Below are 18,327 nucleotides of genomic sequence, written 5' to 3'. Positions count from 1 at the left end.
GCTTGGATGATCGTTCCCACGCTCTGCGTGGGAACGCCTCAACGGACGCTCCGCGTTCGGCTCTTGGGACGCAGAGCGTCCTGGGCTGCATTCCCACGCAGAGCGTGGGAACGATCCTAATGCAACCGTGGCGAGGGAGCTTGCTTCCGCTGGGTTGCGAAGCAGTCCCAAAAAGCGGGAGCGCTGCGCTCTCCAGCGGGAGCAAGCTCCCTCGCCACAAGTGCTCGCCGTCCAATCAGCGTTGAACAACCCGCAACTGATTCTGTTCTTTCGGCAGAACCCGCTTGGCAACCACGTAGTGGCTTTCCCAGTACGGTTTCTTCAAGGTGTCGATGGTCACCGACTTGCCACGGCGCGGCGCGTGGATGAAGCGGTCGTTGCCCAGGTAGATGGCAACGTGATTGACTCGACGGCTCTTGATGTTGAAGAAAATCAGATCGCCCGGCTTGAGGTCCTTGCGATCGACTTTCTCGCCATGACCGCTGGCCATGGCATTGGAAGTACGTGGCAGGTCAAACGTGGCGTCGTTGAACGCGTACTTTACCAGGCCGCTGCAGTCGAAGCCTTTGCTCGGGCTGCTGCCGCCCCAACGGTACGGCGTACCGAGGACGTTGACCGCACGGCTGAGCACGTTGCTGCTTTCCTTGGTTGCCATCGGTGGCACCAGGCTGCTTTTGCTGGTCAGCTCTGGAGCCGTTCTGAGCGCTTTCTTGCTTTTGCTCGAAGGAGCAGAAGCGTGGGATTTTGGGGTGTAACCATTAACGTTTGGAAGACGTTGCTCACGATTGGTGGCGTGGGCGGCCAGTGGCATCAAAAGGCAAATGGTTAGCCATGTCTTGAAAAATGAACGCATTAGGCAAGGCTCGAATAGGTGAACGCGCAACTTTATAACAGCTTTTTTTGCCCTTCCGAGGCCGTTGGTCGATTCAATTCGCGTCCAACGGAACTAAAAAAGCGGCAATTGGACGCAATTGTCCGACAGAAGTCCGGTGTTATAAGGCTTTGACGGGAGCGAAGGTACCATTTGCCGTATGTCGGGTGCCCGTAAAAAAGTCACAAAGAATTCAAGAATATTTATCTATCGTGTGAATCGAGGCCATCCATGAACACCTATCAACCGCCTGTTCCGCATCAAGACACCCACAGCAAAGTGATTGGTTATCTGCTGTGGATTTTCGGTTTCACCGGCGCCCACCGGTTTTATTACGGCAAGCCGGTGACCGGGACGATCTGGTTCTTCACCTTGGGTTTGCTGGGCATTGGCTGGTTGATCGACCTGTTCCTGATCCCGGCCATGGATCGTGAGGCAGACCTGCGTTTTACCGCTGGGCCAATCGAATACAACGTCGCGTGGATTCTGTTGACGTTTCTGGGGGTGTTCGGTGTGCACCGGATGTATCAGGGGAAGTGGATCAGCGGATTGCTGTACCTGCTGACCGGCGGGTTGTTTTTCCTGGGAGTGTTGTATGACTTCTGGACGCTGAATGATCAGGTTTCGGTGCGTAACGCGCAGAAGCGCAGCGCCTTCCAATAAGCCATCGCGGGCAAGCCCGCTCCCACAGGTTCTGAGGAGTTCACAAATTCTGTGAACTCCTCGGACTGTGTGGGAGCGGGCTTGCCAGCGAATGCAGGCGACTAGGTCTCAAGCCTGGTGACTGATTCGCCCGTCCACCAGGGTGTAACGCACAACACCCGGCAGGCTGTGCCCAATGAACGGGCAGTTTTCGCCTTTGGACAGCCATGTCTCACCGGCCACGGTCGAGGCCGCCGGGTCGAACAGCACGATGTCCGCCGGGCCACCTACCGCCAGTTTGCCCGCCGGCAGGCGCAGCGCCTCGGCAGGTCCGGTGCTCAATCGCGCCAACAACGTCGACAGGTCCAGCAAACCGTCTTCCACCAGCGTCATTGCCAATGGCAATAGCAGTTCAACACTGCTGATGCCCGGCTCGGTCGCGCCGAACGGCGCCAGTTTGGCGTCCCGTTCGTGGGGTTGGTGATGGCTGGAAATGGCTGAGATCACTCCGGATTTCACTGCCTCACGCAGACCATCGCGGTCGGCGCGGGTGCGTAGCGGAGGCTGGACGTGATACAGGCTGCTGAAATCGATCAGCGCTTCATCGGTCAGGATCAGTTGATACAACGCGACATCGGCGGTGACCTTCAAGCCCCGGGCCTGGGCCTGGGCGATCAGGGCCACGCCGCGAGCGCTGGTCAACTGGCTGAAGTGCGCGCGCACGCCGCTTTGTTCGACCAGCAACAGGTCGCGGGCCAGGGCCACGGTCTCAGCGGTTTCCGGAATGCCCGGCAGGCCGAGGAAACTGGCCGTCGGGCCTTCATGGGCCAGGCCGCCTTCGGCCAGGTCGTGATCCTGGGAGTTGAAAATCACTGTCAGGTCGAAGGTTGCTGCATATTCCAGCGCCCGGCACAGGGTGCGGGTATTGCGGAAACTCTCCAGACCGTTGCCGAAGGCCACGCAACCGGCATCGCGCAAGGCGACCAGTTCGGCCAGCTGTTCGCCGTCCAGACCTTTGCTCAGGGCGCCGATCGGGAAGACTTTGGTGTTGCCGGCTTCGCGGGCGCGGTCGAGGATCAGTTCGGCCACGGCCGAGGTGTCCAGCACCGGTTTGGTTTTCGGTGGGCAGCACAGGCTGGTGACACCCCCGGCCGCTGCGGCACGGGTTTCGCTGACAATCGAGCCTTTGCGGCTGTAGCCCGGCTCACGCAGGGCGACGTTGAGGTCGACCAGACCCGGGGCGGCCACCAGACCTTTGGCATCGATGGTGTCGACCGCGACAAAACCGGCCGGTGCGGCGCCAAGGGCAACGATCTTGCAGGCTTCAATGTGAATATCGGTAACTTGATCCAGGCCGCTGGCGGGATCGATGATGCGTGCGCCGAGAATGCTGAGCTTCACTGAACGTTCTCCTGCTCGAATTGGCGCTGCGCTGTTTGTCCGCTCATGGCCATGGACAGCACAGCCATACGAATCGCGATGCCGTAGGTCACTTGATTGAGGATCACCGAGTGCGGACCGTCGGCCACCGCCGACTCAATCTCCACACCACGGTTGATCGGCCCCGGGTGCATGACGATGGCATCGGGTTTGGCGCCGGCCAGGCGCGCTGTGGTCAGGCCGAACAGGCGGTAGAACTCGCCTTCGCTCGGCAGCAGGCCTCCGGTCATGCGCTCGCGCTGCAGGCGCAGCATGATCACCACGTCGACATCCTTCAGGCCTTCGGTCATGTCGGTGTAAACCTTCACGCCGTATTGCTCGATACCGATCGGCAGCAGGGTTTTCGGTGCAATCACGCGGATGTCCGGGCAGCCGAGGGTTTTCAGCGCGAGCATGTTCGAGCGCGCGACCCGCGAGTGCAGGATGTCGCCGACGATGGCCACCGAAAGGTTTTCGAAGCCGCCCTTGTGCCGGCGGATGGTCAGCATGTCGAGCATACCCTGGGTCGGGTGCGCGTGACGGCCGTCGCCGCCGTTGATGATCGCCACTTGTGGGCAGACATGTTCGGCGATGAAGTGCGCGGCGCCGGAGTCACCGTGACGCACGACGAACATGTCGGCAGCCATGGCTTCGAGGTTGCGCAGGGTGTCGAGCAGGGTTTCGCCCTTGCTCGCCGACGATGTCGATACGTTGAGGGTGATCACGTCAGCCGACAACCGCTGGGCCGCCAGTTCGAAGGTGGTGCGGGTGCGGGTCGAATTCTCGAAGAACACGTTGCACACGGTCTTGCCGCGCAGTAGCGGGACTTTCTTTACAGCCCGGGCACCGACTTCGAGGAAGGAATCGGCAGTGTCGAGGATCTCCGTCAGCAGCTCGCGGCGCAAGCCGTCGAGCGAGAGGAAGTGGCGCAGCTGGCCCTGATCATTGAGCTGCAGCGGGCGCTTGGTGTCTAGAGGCGTCATCGCGAGGGGGACTCTCAATAGGGCGAATTAAAGGGCGAGGTCTTGCAGTTCGAGCGCAAGCTCCGGGCCGGACAGCTTGACGCGCTCGTGGGCGGCCAGCGACAGCGTCGCGCCGACCACGTTCGGGCGAATCGGCAACTCGCCGGCGTCCAGGTCCAGCAGGCACACCAGCGTCACGCTGGCCGGGCGACCGTAGTCGAACAGTTCGTTCATCGCGGCGCGGATGGTGCGCCCGCTCATCAGAACATCATCGATCAACACCAGGTGCTGGCCTTCGATTTCGAACGGCAGGGCTGAGGGGCGTACTTGCGGGTGCAGGCCGTTCTGGCTGAAATCGTCGCGGTAGAAGGAAACGTCCAGGGTGCCGAGTGGCTCCTCGCTGCCCAGCTCCTTGAGCAGGGCCTGGGCGACCCAGACACCGCCGGTACGAATGCCGATGTAACGCGGTTCGCTGATACCACGGTGTTCCAGGTGGGCCTTCAGGCGCGTGGCCATCTGGCTGATCAGTTCGGCAGGATTGGGCAGGCTCATGGTTGCTCCTTCTTGGACCCGAGCCGGTGCTGCTTGTACGGCAGGCTCGGGTTGTAGCTAAGAGAGGCGGGTTAGCGACTCGTCAGGATTCGAACAGTGCAGTGTTTTCGTCGAGCCAGCCTTGCAGCAGCAAGGCCGCGGCGATGGCGTCGACCGGGTTGTCGCGGTAGCTGCCCTTTTGTCCGCCGCGATCACGTCGTTCACCTTTGGCTTCGAAGGTAGTCAGGCGCTCATCGTGGGTATAGAAGGGCAGGTTGAAGCGGCCGTTGAGGCGGCGGGCGAACTTCTCGGCTCGCAGGCACATCTCGCTTGGTGTGCCGTCCATGTTCAGCGGCAGGCCGACCACCACGGCGTCCGGCTTCCACTCTTTGATGAGCGCTTCAACCTGGTCCCAGTCGGGGATGCCGTTTTGTGCTTTTAAGGTGCACAGCTCGCGGGCCTGGCCGGTAATCACCTGGCCGACCGCGACGCCGATCTGTTTGGTGCCGTAGTCAAAACCGAGAATCAGCCGCAGGGCCATCAGGCGTGCCCCGCCTGGCTGGTCAGCAGGCTGAGGTTGACGCCCAAATGCTTGGCCGCTGCCTCCAGACGCAGTTCGCTGCTGGTGTTGAAGAGGATGTCGGCGTCGAACGGGCAGGTCAGCCAGGCGTTTTGTGCCAGTTCGGCCTCCAATTGCCCGGCTTCCCAGCCGGCATAACCGAGGGCGATCAGGCTTTTTGCCGGGCCGACGCCATCGGCAATGGCAAACAGCACATCCTGGGAGGTCGACAGGGACAGCTCGCCTTCCAGATCAACGGTCGCCTGAAAGGCTTTGCCCGAAGGATGCAGGACAAAGCCGCGATCGGTCTGCACCGGCCCGCCAATGAAGATCGGCACATGCTGGCAGAGGACCGGCGGTTCTATATCGGGACGCAATTGCTCGAGAATATCGGCCAGGTTCAGGTCTTGCGGACGGTTGACCACCAGCCCCATGGCACCATTGGCCGTGTGCTCGACGATGTAGGTCAAGGTGTGCGCAAAGTTCGGGTCGGCCATGTGCGGCATGGCGATCAGGAATTGATGCTTGAGGTAGCTGGGGCTGACGTTTTTCATGAGCGCTAGTGTGGCGTTGGAGGGGCGAACTGACAAGCTGAGGATGCGTAGGAAATGCCGCAAATTCCCGCTGACGACTCACATTTCTGTGGGAGTGAGCTTGCTCGCGATGTTCGTCAACGATAACGCTGGGCCCATGACACCCCGTGGTGCTCTCAGGTTCATCGCGAGCAGACTCGCTCCTACAGGGGGTGGGGCGTACATCAATTGCTGGAGAGCCGATCGCCGCGCGCAAACTTCCAGGTGCGGATGATTTCCAGTCGGTCGACGTCCGAAAGATCCCCGGTAAACGGTGCAAACGGCGCGGCCAGCCGCACAATGCGCTGGGCTGCCTGGTCGAGCAGCGGCTGGCCGGAAGATTCGAGCACCAGTACCTCATACAGCGAACCATCGCGGTTGATCGACACCATCAGCCGCAAATTGCCATAAATCTGCTTGCGCCGGGCTTCGTCGGGATAGTTGAGGTTGCCGATGCGCTCGACCTTCTTGCGCCATTCATCTTTGTACCAGGCGCCCTTGTCGCGCATGGTCGAAGCGGCACTCAGGCGGTGGATGCGCGGGCGTTTGGCGTAAAGCTGTTGCTCGTTGGCCAGTTCGGCTTCGAGGCTGGCGATATCGCTGGACAGCTGTTCGGTGTCGAATGTTGGCGCGGCCACCGCAGGTTTGGTGACGGGCTTGGGTTCTTCGGTTTTGCTGGCGGCTTTCTTCGGCTTCGGCGCGACCGTGGTCACGGCAGCCTTGGGCGGTGCTTCCTGCTGTTCAGGCTTGGCCGCTGGCGGTGGCGTGACTTTCTGCACCTTGTTGTCCTGGAACGGTGCGATTTCAGTGGTCTTCGGGACCGCTTTTTTATCCAGGGTGCCGCTGCCCTGCTGATTCTCCTGAGCAAGAAAATCGGCCTTTTCAGGTTTCTTTTCGCTTTTGAAGGTAGCGAGGGTGATTTCCAGGGTTTTGCTGATCTGCTTGGGTTCGACCACGGCGAACCCGACGCCGAGCAGCAAGGCCAGGTGAATCAATGCCGCCAGGAACAGGGTAAAACCGAGGCGATCGGCCGGGCGCACGCCACGGTGGGCGAGTTCAGCTGGCAGATCGGACGGGAGGGTCATGACAAGGAAACCAACATCGCGTTTTCACAGGCCGCGCATGATAACGCAATGTTGGTTTGGCTAATCAACGTGCCTTGAGCTTCTGATCGATGGCATCCATCAGCATGCCGCCAATGTCGGTCCCGAAGGCATTGTCGATCTCGCGAATGCAGGTCGGGCTGGTGACGTTGATTTCCGTCAGATGCTCACCGATCACGTCGAGGCCGACGAACAGCAGGCCTTTTTCGCGCAGGGTCGGGCCGACTTGCGCAGCAATCCAGCGATCCTTCTCGGTCAGCGGACGCGCTTCGCCGCGGCCACCGGCAGCGAGGTTGCCACGGGTTTCGCCAGCGGCGGGAATGCGCGCCAGGCAGTAATCCACCGGCTCGCCGTCGATCATCAGGATGCGCTTGTCGCCATCGACGATGGCCGGCAGGTAACCCTGGATCATGATCTGTTGCTGGCCGTGCAGGGTCAGGGTCTCGAGGATCACCGACAGGTTCGGGTGGCCCGCAGTGTGGCGGAAGATCGAGGAGCCGCCCATGCCATCCAGCGGCTTGAGGATCACGTCACCGTGATGGTCGGCGAACTCGCGCAGCACGTCCGGGCGACGGCTGACGATGGTCGGCGGCGTGCACTGCGGGAACAGCGTGGCGAACAGTTTCTCGTTGCAGTCGCGCAGGCTCTGCGGCTTGTTGACCACCAGCACGCCGGCGCTTTCGGCCTGCTCCAGCAGATACGTGGAGTAAACAAACTCCATGTCGAATGGCGGATCCTTGCGCATCAGGATCACATCCAGGTCGCTGAGCAGCGCATCGCTTTCAGCGCCCAGCTCGAACCATTTTTCCGGGTTGGCGAACACTTGCAACGGACGCATCCGCGCCCGTGCCTGGCCTTCGGCCTGGTACAGGTCACGCTGTTCCATATAGAACAGTTCCCAGCCACGCTTCTGCGCGGCCAGCAGCATGGCCAGCGAGCTGTCCTTTTTATAGGAGATGCTGGCAATTGGGTCCATGACAATCCCGACGCGAACGCTCATGGGTTTTTCCTCGAAATTTGGGGGCCGGTGCCGATCCCCTGTAGGAGCGAGCCTGCTCGCGATAAACCTGAGAGCGCCTCGGGGTGTCGGCAGCCAGTGTTATCGTTGACGACCATCGCGAGGGCTTGCTCCTACAGAAAACCAGCCAATAAAAGTGGCGTCAGAGTGGCGCTGAGTAGGTTCCCGGTCAAGGAAAAACCACCGCACCGGTCGGCCGATAGATTGGTGCTGGAGACTGTGCTAAAAAGACTGCCTAGTGATGCTGGCCCTTGAGTATCAAGGGTTTCGGGCCGCCGTTAACCGGCAAACGGACAAATTGATTCACAAAGGCGACGGTAGAGCATTTATGGAACAGCACCCCAGCGCCTTGAAGGTCATGGTGATCGACGATTCGAAGACGATTCGCCGCACCGCCGAAACGCTGCTCAAGAACGTGGGTTGTGAGGTCATCACGGCCATCGACGGTTTCGATGCCCTGGCCAAGATCGCCGACAATCATCCCGGCATCATCTTTGTCGACATCATGATGCCGCGTCTGGATGGTTATCAGACCTGCGCTTTAATCAAGAACAACAGTGCATTCAAGTCCACGCCAGTGATTATGCTGTCGTCCAAGGACGGGCTGTTCGACAAGGCCAAGGGCCGCATCGTCGGCTCCGACCAGTTTTTGACCAAGCCTTTCAGCAAGGAAGAACTGCTGAACGCGATCCAGGCCCATGTTCCGGGCTTCGCCGCCGTTTTGCCGCAGTAAGACACCTACAGTGACGCTCGGCCAACGGGCCTTGCGTCGACAAGAATGGGGAAGACCATGGCACGTATTCTGATCGTCGATGATTCGCCGACTGAAATGTACAAATTGACCGGCATGCTGGAAAAGCACGGCCATGAGGTATTAAAAGCCGAGAATGGCGCCGACGGTGTGGCCCTGGCCCGCCAGGAAAAACCCGACGCAGTGCTGATGGACATCGTCATGCCCGGCCTCAACGGTTTTCAGGCTACCCGACAGTTGACCAAGGATCCGGAAACCGGGCACATCCCGGTGATCATCATCACCACCAAGGATCAGGAAACCGACAAGGTCTGGGGCACGCGCCAAGGGGCCAAGGATTACCTGACCAAACCGGTTGATGAGGAAACCCTGCTCAAAACCCTGAACAACGTGCTGGCCGGTTGATCGTCCGGCCATGACCGAGTCGCTGACGGCTTTTGAACTGCTGCTGCAGATCGACCAGCGCTGTCGCTTGCTGGCGGCGGATTTGCCGTCCCAGCCGACCCACCAGAACAGCTGGAGCGGCATCGGTTTTCGCCTCGGTGAATGCTGGTACGTCGCGCCGATGGGCGAGGTCAGTGAAGTATTGCACGAGCCGCGTTTCACTCAGGTGCCGGGGGTCAAGCCTTGGGTCAAGGGCGTTGCCAACCTGCGTGGACGCCTGCTGCCGATCATGGATCTGTGTGCCTTTTTTGGACACGAGCTCTCGGTGGCGCGCCGGCAGCGGCGGGTGCTGGTGGTGGAGCATGAAGACGTGTTCGCCGGGCTGATGGTCGACGAAGTGTTCGGCCTTCAGCACTTCGCCCACGGCAGTCTTGAGGCTGTCGCGGGCGATGCGGTTTCCGGCCCGATGGCGGCGTTTGTCCAAGGCTGCTTTGAGGGCGAGCAGACCTGGCGGGTGTTCAGCCCGTTTGCGCTGGCGCGCTCGCAGGGTTTCATGAACATCGCGGTGTGAACGCGGCCCTTTGTGGGAGCGGGCTTGCCCGCGATGCAGGCAACTCGGTCTCATCTTGAACCGAGGTGATGCCATCGCTGGCAAGCCAGCTCCCACAGGGACGGTGTCGGGTTTGAAGTGAATTGGGCAGTACAGGCGAAGACCGATGACAAAAGCAAAAACAGGCAAGCCAATGGAAGGGTCGCGCAGTCGGTCGCAGATCATCGTGCTGTTCATCGCGCTGATCATCTTCATCATGCTGTTGTTCGCCAACTTCGCGTACCTCAACACCCAGGCCACGTACGACAAGCAGTACATCGGCCATGCCGGCGAGCTGCGCGTGTTATCCCAGCGCATTGCCAAGAACGCCACCGAAGCCGCCGCCGGCAAGGCTGCAGCGTTCAAGTTGCTCAGCGATGCGCGCAACGATTTTGCCCAGCGCTGGAGCTATCTGAAAAAAGGCGACCCGTCCACCGGCCTGCCTCCCGCACCGGCCGCCGTGCGCCCGGAAATGCGCGCCGTGCAACTGGACTGGGAACGCCTGCTGAAAAACACCGACGCCATTCTTTCCAGCGAACAGACCGTGCTATCGCTGCATCAAGTTGCCGCGACCCTGGCTGAAACCGTCCCGCAGTTGCAGGTCGAGTACGAAAAAGTGGTGGAAACCCTCCTGCAACGCGGAGCGCCCGCCGCACAGGTGGCGATGGCTCAACGCCAATCGTTGCTGGCCGAGCGCATCCTGGGCGCCGTCAACACGGTGCTGTCGGGGGATGAAAATTCGCAGCAGGCGGCCGACGCCTTCGGTCGCGATGCCGCACGTTTCGGCCAGGTGCTCAATGGCATGCTCCAAGGCAATCCGGCGCTGAAAGTCAGCCAGGTCGAGGACCGAGATGCGCGTGCGCGGCTGATCGAGATTGCCGAGCTGTTCGAGTTCGTTTCCGGCTCCGTCGATGAAATCCTCGAAACCTCGCCTGAACTGTTCAAGGTTCGCGAATCGGCCACCAACATTTTCAGCCTGTCGCAAACCCTGCTCGATGAAGCCTCGCACCTGGCCAGCGGGTTCGAAAACCTCGCCGGCGGGCGCGATACCGACACCATCGGCGGCTATGTGCTGGGCCTGGCGGCGCTGATGTCGATCATCCTCATCGGCCTGGTGATGGTGCGCGAAACCAATCGCCAACTGCGGGAAACCGCCGAGAAAAACGAACGCAACCAGAACGCGATCATGCGATTGCTCGACGAGATCGAGGACCTGGCCGACGGCGATCTGACCGTGACCGCGTCGGTGACCGAAGACTTCACCGGCACCATCGCCGACTCGATCAACTACTCCGTGGACCAGCTGCGTGATCTGGTGGCAACCATCAACCTGACCGCCGGGCAAGTCGCCGCCGCCGTGCAGGAAACCCAGGCCACCGCCATGCACCTGGCACAGGCTTCCGAGCATCAGGCTCAGCAGATTTCCGAAGCCTCCACCGCGATCAATGACATGGCCCAGTCCATCGATCAGGTGTCGGCCAACGCCGCTGAATCCTCGGCGGTGGCCGAGCGTTCGGTGGAAATCGCCAACAAGGGCAACGAAGTGGTGCACAACACCATCCACGGCATGGACAATATCCGTGAACAGATCCAGGACACCGCCAAGCGGATCAAGCGCCTGGGTGAGTCGTCCCAGGAAATCGGCGATATCGTCAGCCTGATCGACGATATTGCCGACCAGACCAACATCCTCGCCCTCAACGCGGCGATCCAGGCGTCCATGGCCGGCGATGCCGGACGCGGTTTCGCGGTGGTCGCGGACGAGGTGCAACGCCTGGCCGAACGCTCATCGGCGGCCACGCGACAGATTGAAACCCTGGTACGGGCGATTCAGACCGACACCAACGAAGCGGTGATTTCCATGGAACAGACCACCACCGAAGTGGTGCGTGGTGCCCGCCTGGCGCAGGATGCCGGTGTGGCCCTGGAAGAGATCGAAGGGGTGTCGAAAACCCTGGCGGCACTGATCCAGAGCATTTCCAACGCGGCACAACAACAGACGTCGTCTGCCGGTCAGATTTCCCTGACGATGAACGTGATCCAGCAGATCACCACGCAGACCTCGTCCGGTTCTACCGCAACGGCCGAGAGCATCGGCAACCTGGCGAAAATGGCCAGCCAGTTGCGGCGTTCGGTGTCTGGTTTCACCTTGCCCGCCACCAAGGCGCCGGTGGCGGACAAAGCTTGAACCGGACCACGGGTGCAGGCATCTTGAACGAAGTGGGGACTGGAGTGGTTATGGGTGATCGGCACGACTATGTGGCCCTCGAATGGGTCAAAGGCGAAATTGCCGAAACGCTGAAGCAGGCTCATCACGCGATCGAAACCCGGCTTGACGATCCGCAGGCGACGCACGCCCTGAGCGAATGCCTGGCGTATATCCATCAGGTTCACGGCAGCCTGCAGATGGTCGAATTCTACGGCGCGGCACTGCTCGCCGAAGAAATGGAGCAACTGGTCATCGCGTTGCAAGAGGGGCGCGTCAGTCACCGTGACGAAGCATTGCACCTGATGCTGCAGGCCTTGGGGCAACTGCCGATCTACCTTGACCGCGTGCAAGGTGCCCGCCGTGATCTACCCTTGGTCGTACTGCCGTTGATCAACGATTTGCGCAGTGCCCGTGGCGAAAGCCTGTTGTCGGAAACCAGCCTGTTCAGCCCGCAACTGCCGCACCTGCCGCCGTTGAGTGAACAATCCCTGGCGCTGCTGGAACCGGCCGAACTGCCGAACGTGCTGCGCAAGCTGCGGCAGATGTTGCAGATGGCACTGGTCGGTCTGTTGCGCGAGCAGGATGACGACACCCATCTCGGTTTTCTGGCGAAAGTCTTTGCCCGTCTCGAAAGCTTGTGTGCCAACGCGCCTCTGGCCCCGCTGTGGCAGGTCGCTTCGGCATTGGTCGAAGGCATGCGCGCTGGCGCCATCGCCAACAGTCCGGCGTTGCGCAGCCTGTTCAAGGATGCCGACAAAGAGCTCAAGCGCCTGCTGGAGCAGGGCATGCACGGCGTCAATCAGCCTCCGCCACCGGAGTTGCTCAAGAGTTTGCTGTTCTACATTGCCAAGGCCGAACATCCCACCGGGCAGATGCTGACCATGAAAGATCGCTACGGACTGGACGACGCGCTGCCCGACAGCGCAATGGTCGACGAAGAACGCGCACGGCTGGCCGGTCCTGACCGCGACGCCATGCGTTCGGTATTGGCCGCCTTGTGCGAAGAGCTGGTACGGGTCAAGGAGCGCCTTGACCTGTTCGTGCGTAGCGACCGGCAACACACTTCCGATCTGGACAGCCTGCTGGCACCCCTGCGGCAAATCGCTGACACCCTGGCGGTATTGGGCTTTGGTCAGCCACGCAAGGTCATCATTGATCAACTGGCGGTGGTGCTGAGCCTCGTCCAGGGCCAGCGCGCGCCCGACGATGCGATCCTCATGGACGTTGCCGGGGCGTTGCTTTATGTCGAAGCCACGCTGGCCGGCATGGTCGGCACGGTGGAGCCCGAAAGCCAGGAAGACAGCCGCCTGCCGACTACCGACCTGACACAGATCCACCAGATCGTGATCAAGGAAACGCGTATCTGCCTGCAACAGGCCAAGGACATGATCGTCGACTACATCGACGCCGACTGGGACCGCCAGCATTTGCAGGCACTGCCAGCGTTGCTGACCCAAGTGCGCGGTGCGTTGGCGATGATTCCGTTGAACCGCGCGGCGAGCCTGATCGAAACCTGCAACCATTTCATCCGCGAACACTTGCTGCTGGATCCGGGGCAGCCCGGCTGGCAGGAGCTCGACAGCCTGGCCGACGTCATCACCAGTCTTGAATATTATCTGGAACGCTTGAGCGATGACCCTGAAGCACCCGGCGAACAACTGCTCGACGTCGCCGAAAAAAGCCTGGCGTCGCTCGGCTTCTTCCCTGATGAAAAGTCCAGCGAACAGCATGTGCCGGTGCTTGATGATGTGCTGAGCCCCAGCGAAGCGCAGGTCATGCAGCAACGCCAGGAGCTTGATGGGCCAGCCATCGTCCAGACCCTCGCCGATGTGCTGGCCAGTCCGGTGTCCGCCCTGAATCCGCCCGCTGTCACTACCCCCGGCAGCCTGCTGCCGCCTCCGCCCGGCGAAGAGCCGGTGGACGATGAGTTGCGCGAGGTTTTCCTCGAAGAAACCGATGAAGTCCTGCAAGTCCTGCGCGAATACCTGCCGCGCTGGTCGGTCAATCCCGATAACCATTCGGCCTTGATTGAATTGCGCCGCGCCTTCCATACCCTCAAGGGCAGCGGCCGCATGGTTCGCGCATTGGTGCTGGGTGAGCTGGCCTGGGCCGTGGAAAACCTGCTCAACCGCGTACTGGAAAACAGCGTGGAACCAGGCGCCACGGTGCAGCAACTGCTCGGTGATGTGCTCAACCTGTTGCCTGAACTGGTGGCCGAATACACCGCCAATGCTCAGCGTCAGCGCAACGATGTCGACCAGTTGGCTGCCCGCGCCCATGCCTTGGCCAAGGGCGAGGAACCGGCCTGTGAGGAAGACACTCAAGACGTTTCGGCCCTTGATCCGCTGTTGCTGGAGATCTTTCGCAAGGAGGCCGAAAGCCATTTGAGCAGCCTCAATCGCTTTCTCGAACAGGCGGCCGAGCATCTGCCGCTGCAGGCCAGTGACGAGTTGCAGCGAGCCTTGCATACGCTCAAGGGCAGTGCGTCGATGGCGGGTGTGTTGCCGATTGCCGAACTGGCCGCGCCGCTGGACCAACTGTTGCGCGAGTACAAGGCGCATCAGGTGGCACTGGAGCTGGATGAAGTCGAATTGTTGCTGGAAGCCGAAGGCTTGTTCCGGCTTGGCTTGCGCCAGCTCAGGCGCGAGCCGTTGGCCGAAATACCCCGTGCCAAAGCGTTGATCGAGCGGGCCCAGGCCATGCTCGGCGAGCGTTTGCAAAACCTCTTGAACGCGCCGAGCAGCGGGTTGCGGGTCAAGCGCGATCCGCAGTTGATCAACAACTTCCTGGCCCAGGGCATGGACATCCTGCTGGATGCCGAAAGCCTGCTGCAGCGCTGGCAGCAGCACCCCGGCGAGCGCCAGGAACTCAGTGCGCTGCTGGACGAGCTGACCACCCTCGGCGAGGGCGCGCACCTGGCCGATCTGCATCCGGTGGATGAACTATGCGAAGCCTTGCTCGACCTCTACGGTGCCGTGGAAGAAAGCAGCCTGGCCGTCAGCGAGGCGTTTTTCCACGAGGCGCAAAGTGCCCATGAAGCGTTGATCAACATGCTCGACGAATTGGCCGCTGGCCAGGAAGTCAGCCCGCGTCCGGAACGGATTCGTGCCTTGCATGGCTTGCTTGATCAGAGCCTCGACCCATCGGCCATGGGCCTGATCCGCAGTGACGGCAGCCGCACCCTGAGCATTCGCGAGTTGGGTGATGTCACCGCTGAACTTGAAAACACACTCCACCCTGTGGGAGCTGGCTTGCCAGCGATGGACGTCAACGATGACGCGCATTCACTGGATAACCAAGTCGCCTGCGAGATCATCGCTGGCAAGCCAGCTCCCACAGGGGACCGCGCTAACGATATGGAAGACGAGATCGTTTCAATCTTCCTCGAAGAAGCGGTGGACATCCTCGACAGCGCCAACCAGGCCTTGCAGCGCTGGTTGAACGATCCGCAAAGTGCTGCGCCGCTGTCGTCGCTGCAACGCGATTTGCATACGCTCAAGGGCGGCGCACGGATGGCCGAGGTCGAGCCGGTCGGTGATCTGGCCCATGAGCTGGAAAGCCTTTACGAGGGGTTGGTGGACCGTCGCTACAGCTACAGCGACGTCCTGGCGCAGTTGCTGCAACACAGTCATGAGCGCATGGCACAGTTGCTGAAGCAATTGCAGCAGCATCAACTGTTGGGCGATCCGAGTGAGCTGATCGAGGCGATACGCGCGTTCCGCCTGGGTCATGCCGGTAACGCCGACATGGTCGAACCGGCAGCCAGCAATGACTCGGCGCATCACGATGGCGAACTGCTGGACATCTTCCTCGAAGAAGGTTTCGACATCATCGAAAGCTCCGGCGCGGCGCTGTTGCGCTGGCAGGCTGAGCCTTCGAGCCGTCAGGAAGTGGAAACCCTGCTGCGCGACCTGCACACCCTCAAGGGCGGGGCGCGCATGGTCGAAATCGGTCCGATTGGCGACCTGGCCCATGAGCTGGAATTTCTCTACGAAGGCTTGTCGAGCGGTGAACTGAAATCTACGGGGGCGTTGTTCGAGCTGCTGCAACGCAGTCATGACCGGCTGGCACAAATGCTCGACGCCACTCGCGCCGGCGAACCGCTGCCACCGGCGGACCGATTGATCGATGCGATCAAAAACTTCAGCCACCCGGCGGAACCTGAAGCTGCGCCAACGACCGCGTTGCCCGCGGCGGCAAAACCCGAGACGCCGTTGCTGCAAGCGGATGCCGGTGCAGACATGGTCAAGGTCTCGGCGGAGCTGCTCGATGACCTGGTCAACCTGGCTGGCGAAACCTCGATCTTCCGCGGCCGCATCGAACAGCAGGTCAGCGACGCCCAAGTGGCGCTGAACGAAATGGAAACCACCATCGAGCGGATGCGTGACCAGTTGCGCCGCCTCGACACCGAAACCCAGGGCCGGATTCTCAGCCGCCAGCAAGTCGACGCCGAGCGCCTGGGTTACGAAGAGTTCGATCCGCTGGAGATGGACCGTCACTCGCAGTTGCAGCAACTGTCGCGGGCACTGTTCGAATCCGCCTCTGACTTGCTCGACCTCAAGGAAACCCTCGACCGGCGCAATCAGGATGCGGAGAACCTGCTGCAACAGCAGGGGCGCATCAACACCGAGTTGCAGGAAGGCCTGATGCGCACGCGCATGGTGCCGTTCGAACGGATGCTGCCACGCTTGAAGCGCATTGTCCGTCAGGTGGCCGGCGAGCTGGGCAAGGACGTCGAGTTCATCGTCGGCAACGCCGAAGGCGAGATGGATCGCAACGTGCTCGAACGCATGGCGGCGCCCCTCGAGCACATGCTGCGCAATGCCGTGGACCATGGCCTTGAGCCTGCCGAAGTGCGGATCGCGGCGGGGAAACCGGCGCAAGGGCGAATCACCCTCGACTTGTTGCGCGAGGGCGGCGACATCATTTTCGATATCCGCGACGACGGTGCCGGCGTGCCTTTGGACGCTGTGCGGCGCAAGGCGATCAAGCGCGGCTTGCTCGATCAGGACAGCGACATCAGCGACCGTGACGTTCTGCAATTCATCCTGCAACCGGGGTTTTCCACGGCCGAGAAAATCACCCAGATCTCCGGGCGGGGTGTCGGCATGGACGTGGTGCACGAAGAAGTGCGGCAACTGGGCGGCACCATGAGCATCGATTCCGTGCCGGGGCAGGGCGTGCATTTCCGCATTCGCCTGCCGTTCACCGTGTCGGTCAATCGGGCGCTGATGGTGCAATGTCTTGATGATCAGTATGCGATCCCGCTGAACACCATCGACGGCATTGTCCGCGTATTGCCCAACGAGCTTGAAGGGCATTTCCGCCTCGATCCGCCCACCTACGAATACGCCGGGCAACGCTACGAGCTGTGCTATCTGGGCGAGCTGCTGAAAACCAGTGCCCGGCCAAAACTATTGGGCCAGAGCCTGCCGTTGCCGGTGCTGCTGGTGCAATGCAACGAGCGCCGCATTGCCGTGCTGGTCGACGCCATGGCCGGCACCCGCGAGATCGTGGTGAAAAGCCTTGGTCCGCAGTTCGCCGCAGTGCAGGGCGTTTCCGGCGCGACGATTCTGGGGGATGGCCGGGTCGTGCTGATTCTGGACTTGCTGGCGCCGATCCGTGCGATGCAGGCCCATGTGCCGCAGCGCCCGGCGAGCCACGAAGGCGAAGCCGAGCCGCAACGGCCATTGCTGGTGATGGTGGTCGACGATTCCGTCACGGTACGCAAGGTCACCAGCCGCTTGCTCGAACGTCACGGCATGAACGTGCTGACCGCCAAGGACGGAGTCGACGCCATGCTGTTGCTCGAAGAGCACATGCCCGACCTGATGCTGCTGGACATCGAAATGCCGCGCATGGACGGCTTCGAAGTGGCGACCCAGGTCCGCAACGATGAGCGCTTGCAGCACCTGCCGATCATCATGATCACCTCACGCACCGGCCAGAAACACCGCGACCGGGCAATGGCCATCGGCGTCAACGACTATCTTGGCAAGCCGTACCAGGAATCGGTATTGCTTGAAAGCATTGCCCTGTGGAGCAAAACCCATGCTTGAGCGGCTGATCAGCCAGCGCACCAGCAACCTCACCGGCCTGTTGCTACCGCTGGCCGACCGTCACCTGATCTTGCCCAACGTTGCGGTGGCCGAGCTGATCGATTACCAGCCTGCGGCGTTCGACCTGGATACGCCACCTTGGTACCTGGGGCGGGTAACGTGGCGCAATCGGCAGATTCCGCTGCTCAGCTTCGAGTCGGCCTGCGGACAGAAAATCGTCATTGGCGAGCGGGCGCGAATCGTCATTCTCAATGCCCTGGGAGGGCGGCCCGAGCTGAAATTCATTGCCATGCTGGTGCAGGGGATTCCGCGTTCGTACAAGCTCGACAGTCAGCTGAGCTATGTGGATGTGCCGTTGTGTTCGCTGGAGAAAGCGGCGGTGCAGGTGGCTGATCAAGTGGCCAAGGTCCCGGACTTGCTGGCGCTTGAAGAGTTGCTTGTAACTGCCGGGTTGACCTGACCGGGCTCATCGCGAGCAAGCTTTGCTCCTACAGTTTTTTGATTGATTGCGGTTGCATATGACACAAAACCTGTAGGAGCAAAGCTTGCTCGCGATGGCGTCAGTTCAGACAACCAAATCATTACCCTGACCGTAACAATCCACCACGCTGCTTGATTGATCCTCCCCACCCCACGCTCCTAATGTGACCCCCACGAA

General features: G+C 61.1%; 15 protein-coding genes. 7 read left to right on the top strand and 8 right to left on the bottom strand.

Going from position 1 to position 18,327, the window contains the following annotated elements; genetic code table 11:
• Positions 1-235: 235 nt before the first annotated feature.
• A complete protein-coding gene (locus D8U73_RS25095) occupies positions 236-853 on the bottom strand; it encodes a C40 family peptidase (RefSeq protein ID WP_056853976.1) in 618 nt (205 codons plus the stop codon).
• Positions 854-1,102: 249 nt separating this feature from the next.
• Here D8U73_RS25095 and D8U73_RS25090 point away from each other — a divergent pair, with 249 nt between their 5' ends.
• Positions 1,103-1,534 carry a TM2 domain-containing protein gene (locus D8U73_RS25090; protein WP_130906042.1) on the top strand — a complete coding sequence of 144 codons (432 nt, stop codon included), beginning with the start codon at positions 1,103-1,105 and terminating at the stop codon, positions 1,532-1,534.
• A gap of 108 nt (positions 1,535-1,642) precedes the next feature.
• Here D8U73_RS25090 and D8U73_RS25085 read toward each other — a convergent pair whose 3' ends face one another.
• The 7 genes from D8U73_RS25085 to gshB form a co-directional block, all read right to left on the bottom strand.
• Positions 1,643-2,914, bottom strand: coding sequence for a dihydroorotase (locus tag D8U73_RS25085; RefSeq protein WP_130906041.1), 1,272 nt, complete (start codon positions 2,912-2,914; stop codon positions 1,643-1,645).
• Positions 2,911-3,915 (bottom strand): aspartate carbamoyltransferase catalytic subunit, encoded by a 1,005-nt coding sequence (locus tag D8U73_RS25080; RefSeq protein ID WP_020797380.1) that lies wholly within the window; start codon positions 3,913-3,915, stop codon positions 2,911-2,913. The genes D8U73_RS25085 and D8U73_RS25080 overlap by 4 nt, the downstream gene beginning before the upstream one ends.
• 27 nt (positions 3,916-3,942) lie before the next feature.
• Positions 3,943-4,446, bottom strand: a complete 504-nt coding sequence (pyrR, locus tag D8U73_RS25075; RefSeq protein WP_056853973.1) for a bifunctional pyr operon transcriptional regulator/uracil phosphoribosyltransferase PyrR — start codon at positions 4,444-4,446, stop codon at positions 3,943-3,945.
• Positions 4,447-4,528: 82 nt separating this feature from the next.
• Entirely contained in the window at positions 4,529-4,966 is a 438-nt protein-coding gene (gene ruvX, locus D8U73_RS25070; protein ID WP_056853972.1) for a Holliday junction resolvase RuvX, read from the bottom strand.
• Complete coding sequence (locus D8U73_RS25065; RefSeq protein WP_130906040.1) at positions 4,966-5,538, bottom strand: YqgE/AlgH family protein; 573 nt, start codon at positions 5,536-5,538, stop codon at positions 4,966-4,968. Before D8U73_RS25065 ends, ruvX begins: the two co-directional genes overlap by 1 nt.
• A 203-nt stretch (positions 5,539-5,741) precedes the next feature.
• Positions 5,742-6,641: an energy transducer TonB gene (locus D8U73_RS25060; RefSeq protein ID WP_130906039.1), complete on the bottom strand. Its 900-nt coding sequence runs from the start codon at positions 6,639-6,641 to the stop codon at positions 5,742-5,744.
• Between the two features lie 64 nt (positions 6,642-6,705).
• Entirely contained in the window at positions 6,706-7,659 is a 954-nt protein-coding gene (gshB, locus tag D8U73_RS25055; RefSeq protein ID WP_056853969.1) for a glutathione synthase, read from the bottom strand.
• Positions 7,660-8,005: 346 nt separating this feature from the next.
• Between gshB and pilG the strand changes: the two genes are divergently transcribed.
• The 6 genes from pilG to D8U73_RS25025 all read left to right on the top strand — a co-directional run bounded on the left by pilG (position 8,006) and on the right by D8U73_RS25025 (position 18,129).
• Entirely contained in the window at positions 8,006-8,410 is a 405-nt protein-coding gene (gene pilG, locus D8U73_RS25050; RefSeq protein WP_056854372.1) for a twitching motility response regulator PilG, read from the top strand.
• 57 nt (positions 8,411-8,467) lie between these two features.
• Positions 8,468-8,833, top strand: coding sequence for a twitching motility response regulator PilH (gene pilH / locus D8U73_RS25045; RefSeq protein ID WP_056853968.1), 366 nt, complete (start codon positions 8,468-8,470; stop codon positions 8,831-8,833).
• Positions 8,834-8,843: 10 nt separating this feature from the next.
• On the top strand, positions 8,844-9,383 hold the full coding sequence (locus D8U73_RS25040) for a chemotaxis protein CheW (protein ID WP_130906038.1): 540 nt from the start codon (positions 8,844-8,846) through the stop codon (positions 9,381-9,383).
• A gap of 172 nt (positions 9,384-9,555) precedes the next feature.
• Complete coding sequence (locus tag D8U73_RS25035) at positions 9,556-11,589, top strand: methyl-accepting chemotaxis protein (RefSeq protein WP_236708450.1); 2,034 nt, start codon at positions 9,556-9,558, stop codon at positions 11,587-11,589.
• 50 nt (positions 11,590-11,639) lie between these two features.
• Positions 11,640-17,669 carry an Hpt domain-containing protein gene (locus tag D8U73_RS25030; protein WP_130906037.1) on the top strand — a complete coding sequence of 2,010 codons (6,030 nt, stop codon included), beginning with the start codon at positions 11,640-11,642 and terminating at the stop codon, positions 17,667-17,669.
• A gap of 4 nt (positions 17,670-17,673) precedes the next feature.
• On the top strand, positions 17,674-18,129 hold the full coding sequence (locus tag D8U73_RS25025; protein ID WP_130906076.1) for a chemotaxis protein CheW: 456 nt from the start codon (positions 17,674-17,676) through the stop codon (positions 18,127-18,129).
• Positions 18,130-18,327 lie beyond the last annotated feature (198 nt).

Source organism: Pseudomonas sp. Sample_22 (genome assembly GCF_004307635.1).
Classification (GTDB): Bacteria; Pseudomonadota; Gammaproteobacteria; order Pseudomonadales; family Pseudomonadaceae; genus Aquipseudomonas.
Note: the sequence above shows the minus strand (reverse complement) of the source record. Positions and strands in the feature narration are given on the sequence as shown.

Coding starts and splice junctions, on each gene's coding strand:
- ruvX (WP_056853972.1), bottom strand. CDS start 4,966: ATGGCCCTGCGGCTGATTCTCGGTTTTGACTACGGCACCAAACAGATC.
- pilG (WP_056854372.1), top strand. CDS start 8,006: ATGGAACAGCACCCCAGCGCCTTGAAGGTCATGGTGATCGACGATTCG.
- D8U73_RS25080 (WP_020797380.1), bottom strand. CDS start 3,915: ATGACGCCTCTAGACACCAAGCGCCCGCTGCAGCTCAATGATCAGGGC.
- pilH (WP_056853968.1), top strand. CDS start 8,468: ATGGCACGTATTCTGATCGTCGATGATTCGCCGACTGAAATGTACAAA.
- gshB (WP_056853969.1), bottom strand. CDS start 7,659: ATGAGCGTTCGCGTCGGGATTGTCATGGACCCAATTGCCAGCATCTCC.
- D8U73_RS25060 (WP_130906039.1), bottom strand. CDS start 6,641: ATGACCCTCCCGTCCGATCTGCCAGCTGAACTCGCCCACCGTGGCGTG.
- D8U73_RS25035 (WP_236708450.1), top strand. CDS start 9,556: ATGGAAGGGTCGCGCAGTCGGTCGCAGATCATCGTGCTGTTCATCGCG.
- D8U73_RS25030 (WP_130906037.1), top strand. CDS start 11,640: ATGGGTGATCGGCACGACTATGTGGCCCTCGAATGGGTCAAAGGCGAA.
- D8U73_RS25095 (WP_056853976.1), bottom strand. CDS start 853: ATGCGTTCATTTTTCAAGACATGGCTAACCATTTGCCTTTTGATGCCA.
- pyrR (WP_056853973.1), bottom strand. CDS start 4,446: ATGAGCCTGCCCAATCCTGCCGAACTGATCAGCCAGATGGCCACGCGC.
- D8U73_RS25065 (WP_130906040.1), bottom strand. CDS start 5,538: ATGAAAAACGTCAGCCCCAGCTACCTCAAGCATCAATTCCTGATCGCC.
- D8U73_RS25090 (WP_130906042.1), top strand. CDS start 1,103: ATGAACACCTATCAACCGCCTGTTCCGCATCAAGACACCCACAGCAAA.
- D8U73_RS25040 (WP_130906038.1), top strand. CDS start 8,844: ATGACCGAGTCGCTGACGGCTTTTGAACTGCTGCTGCAGATCGACCAG.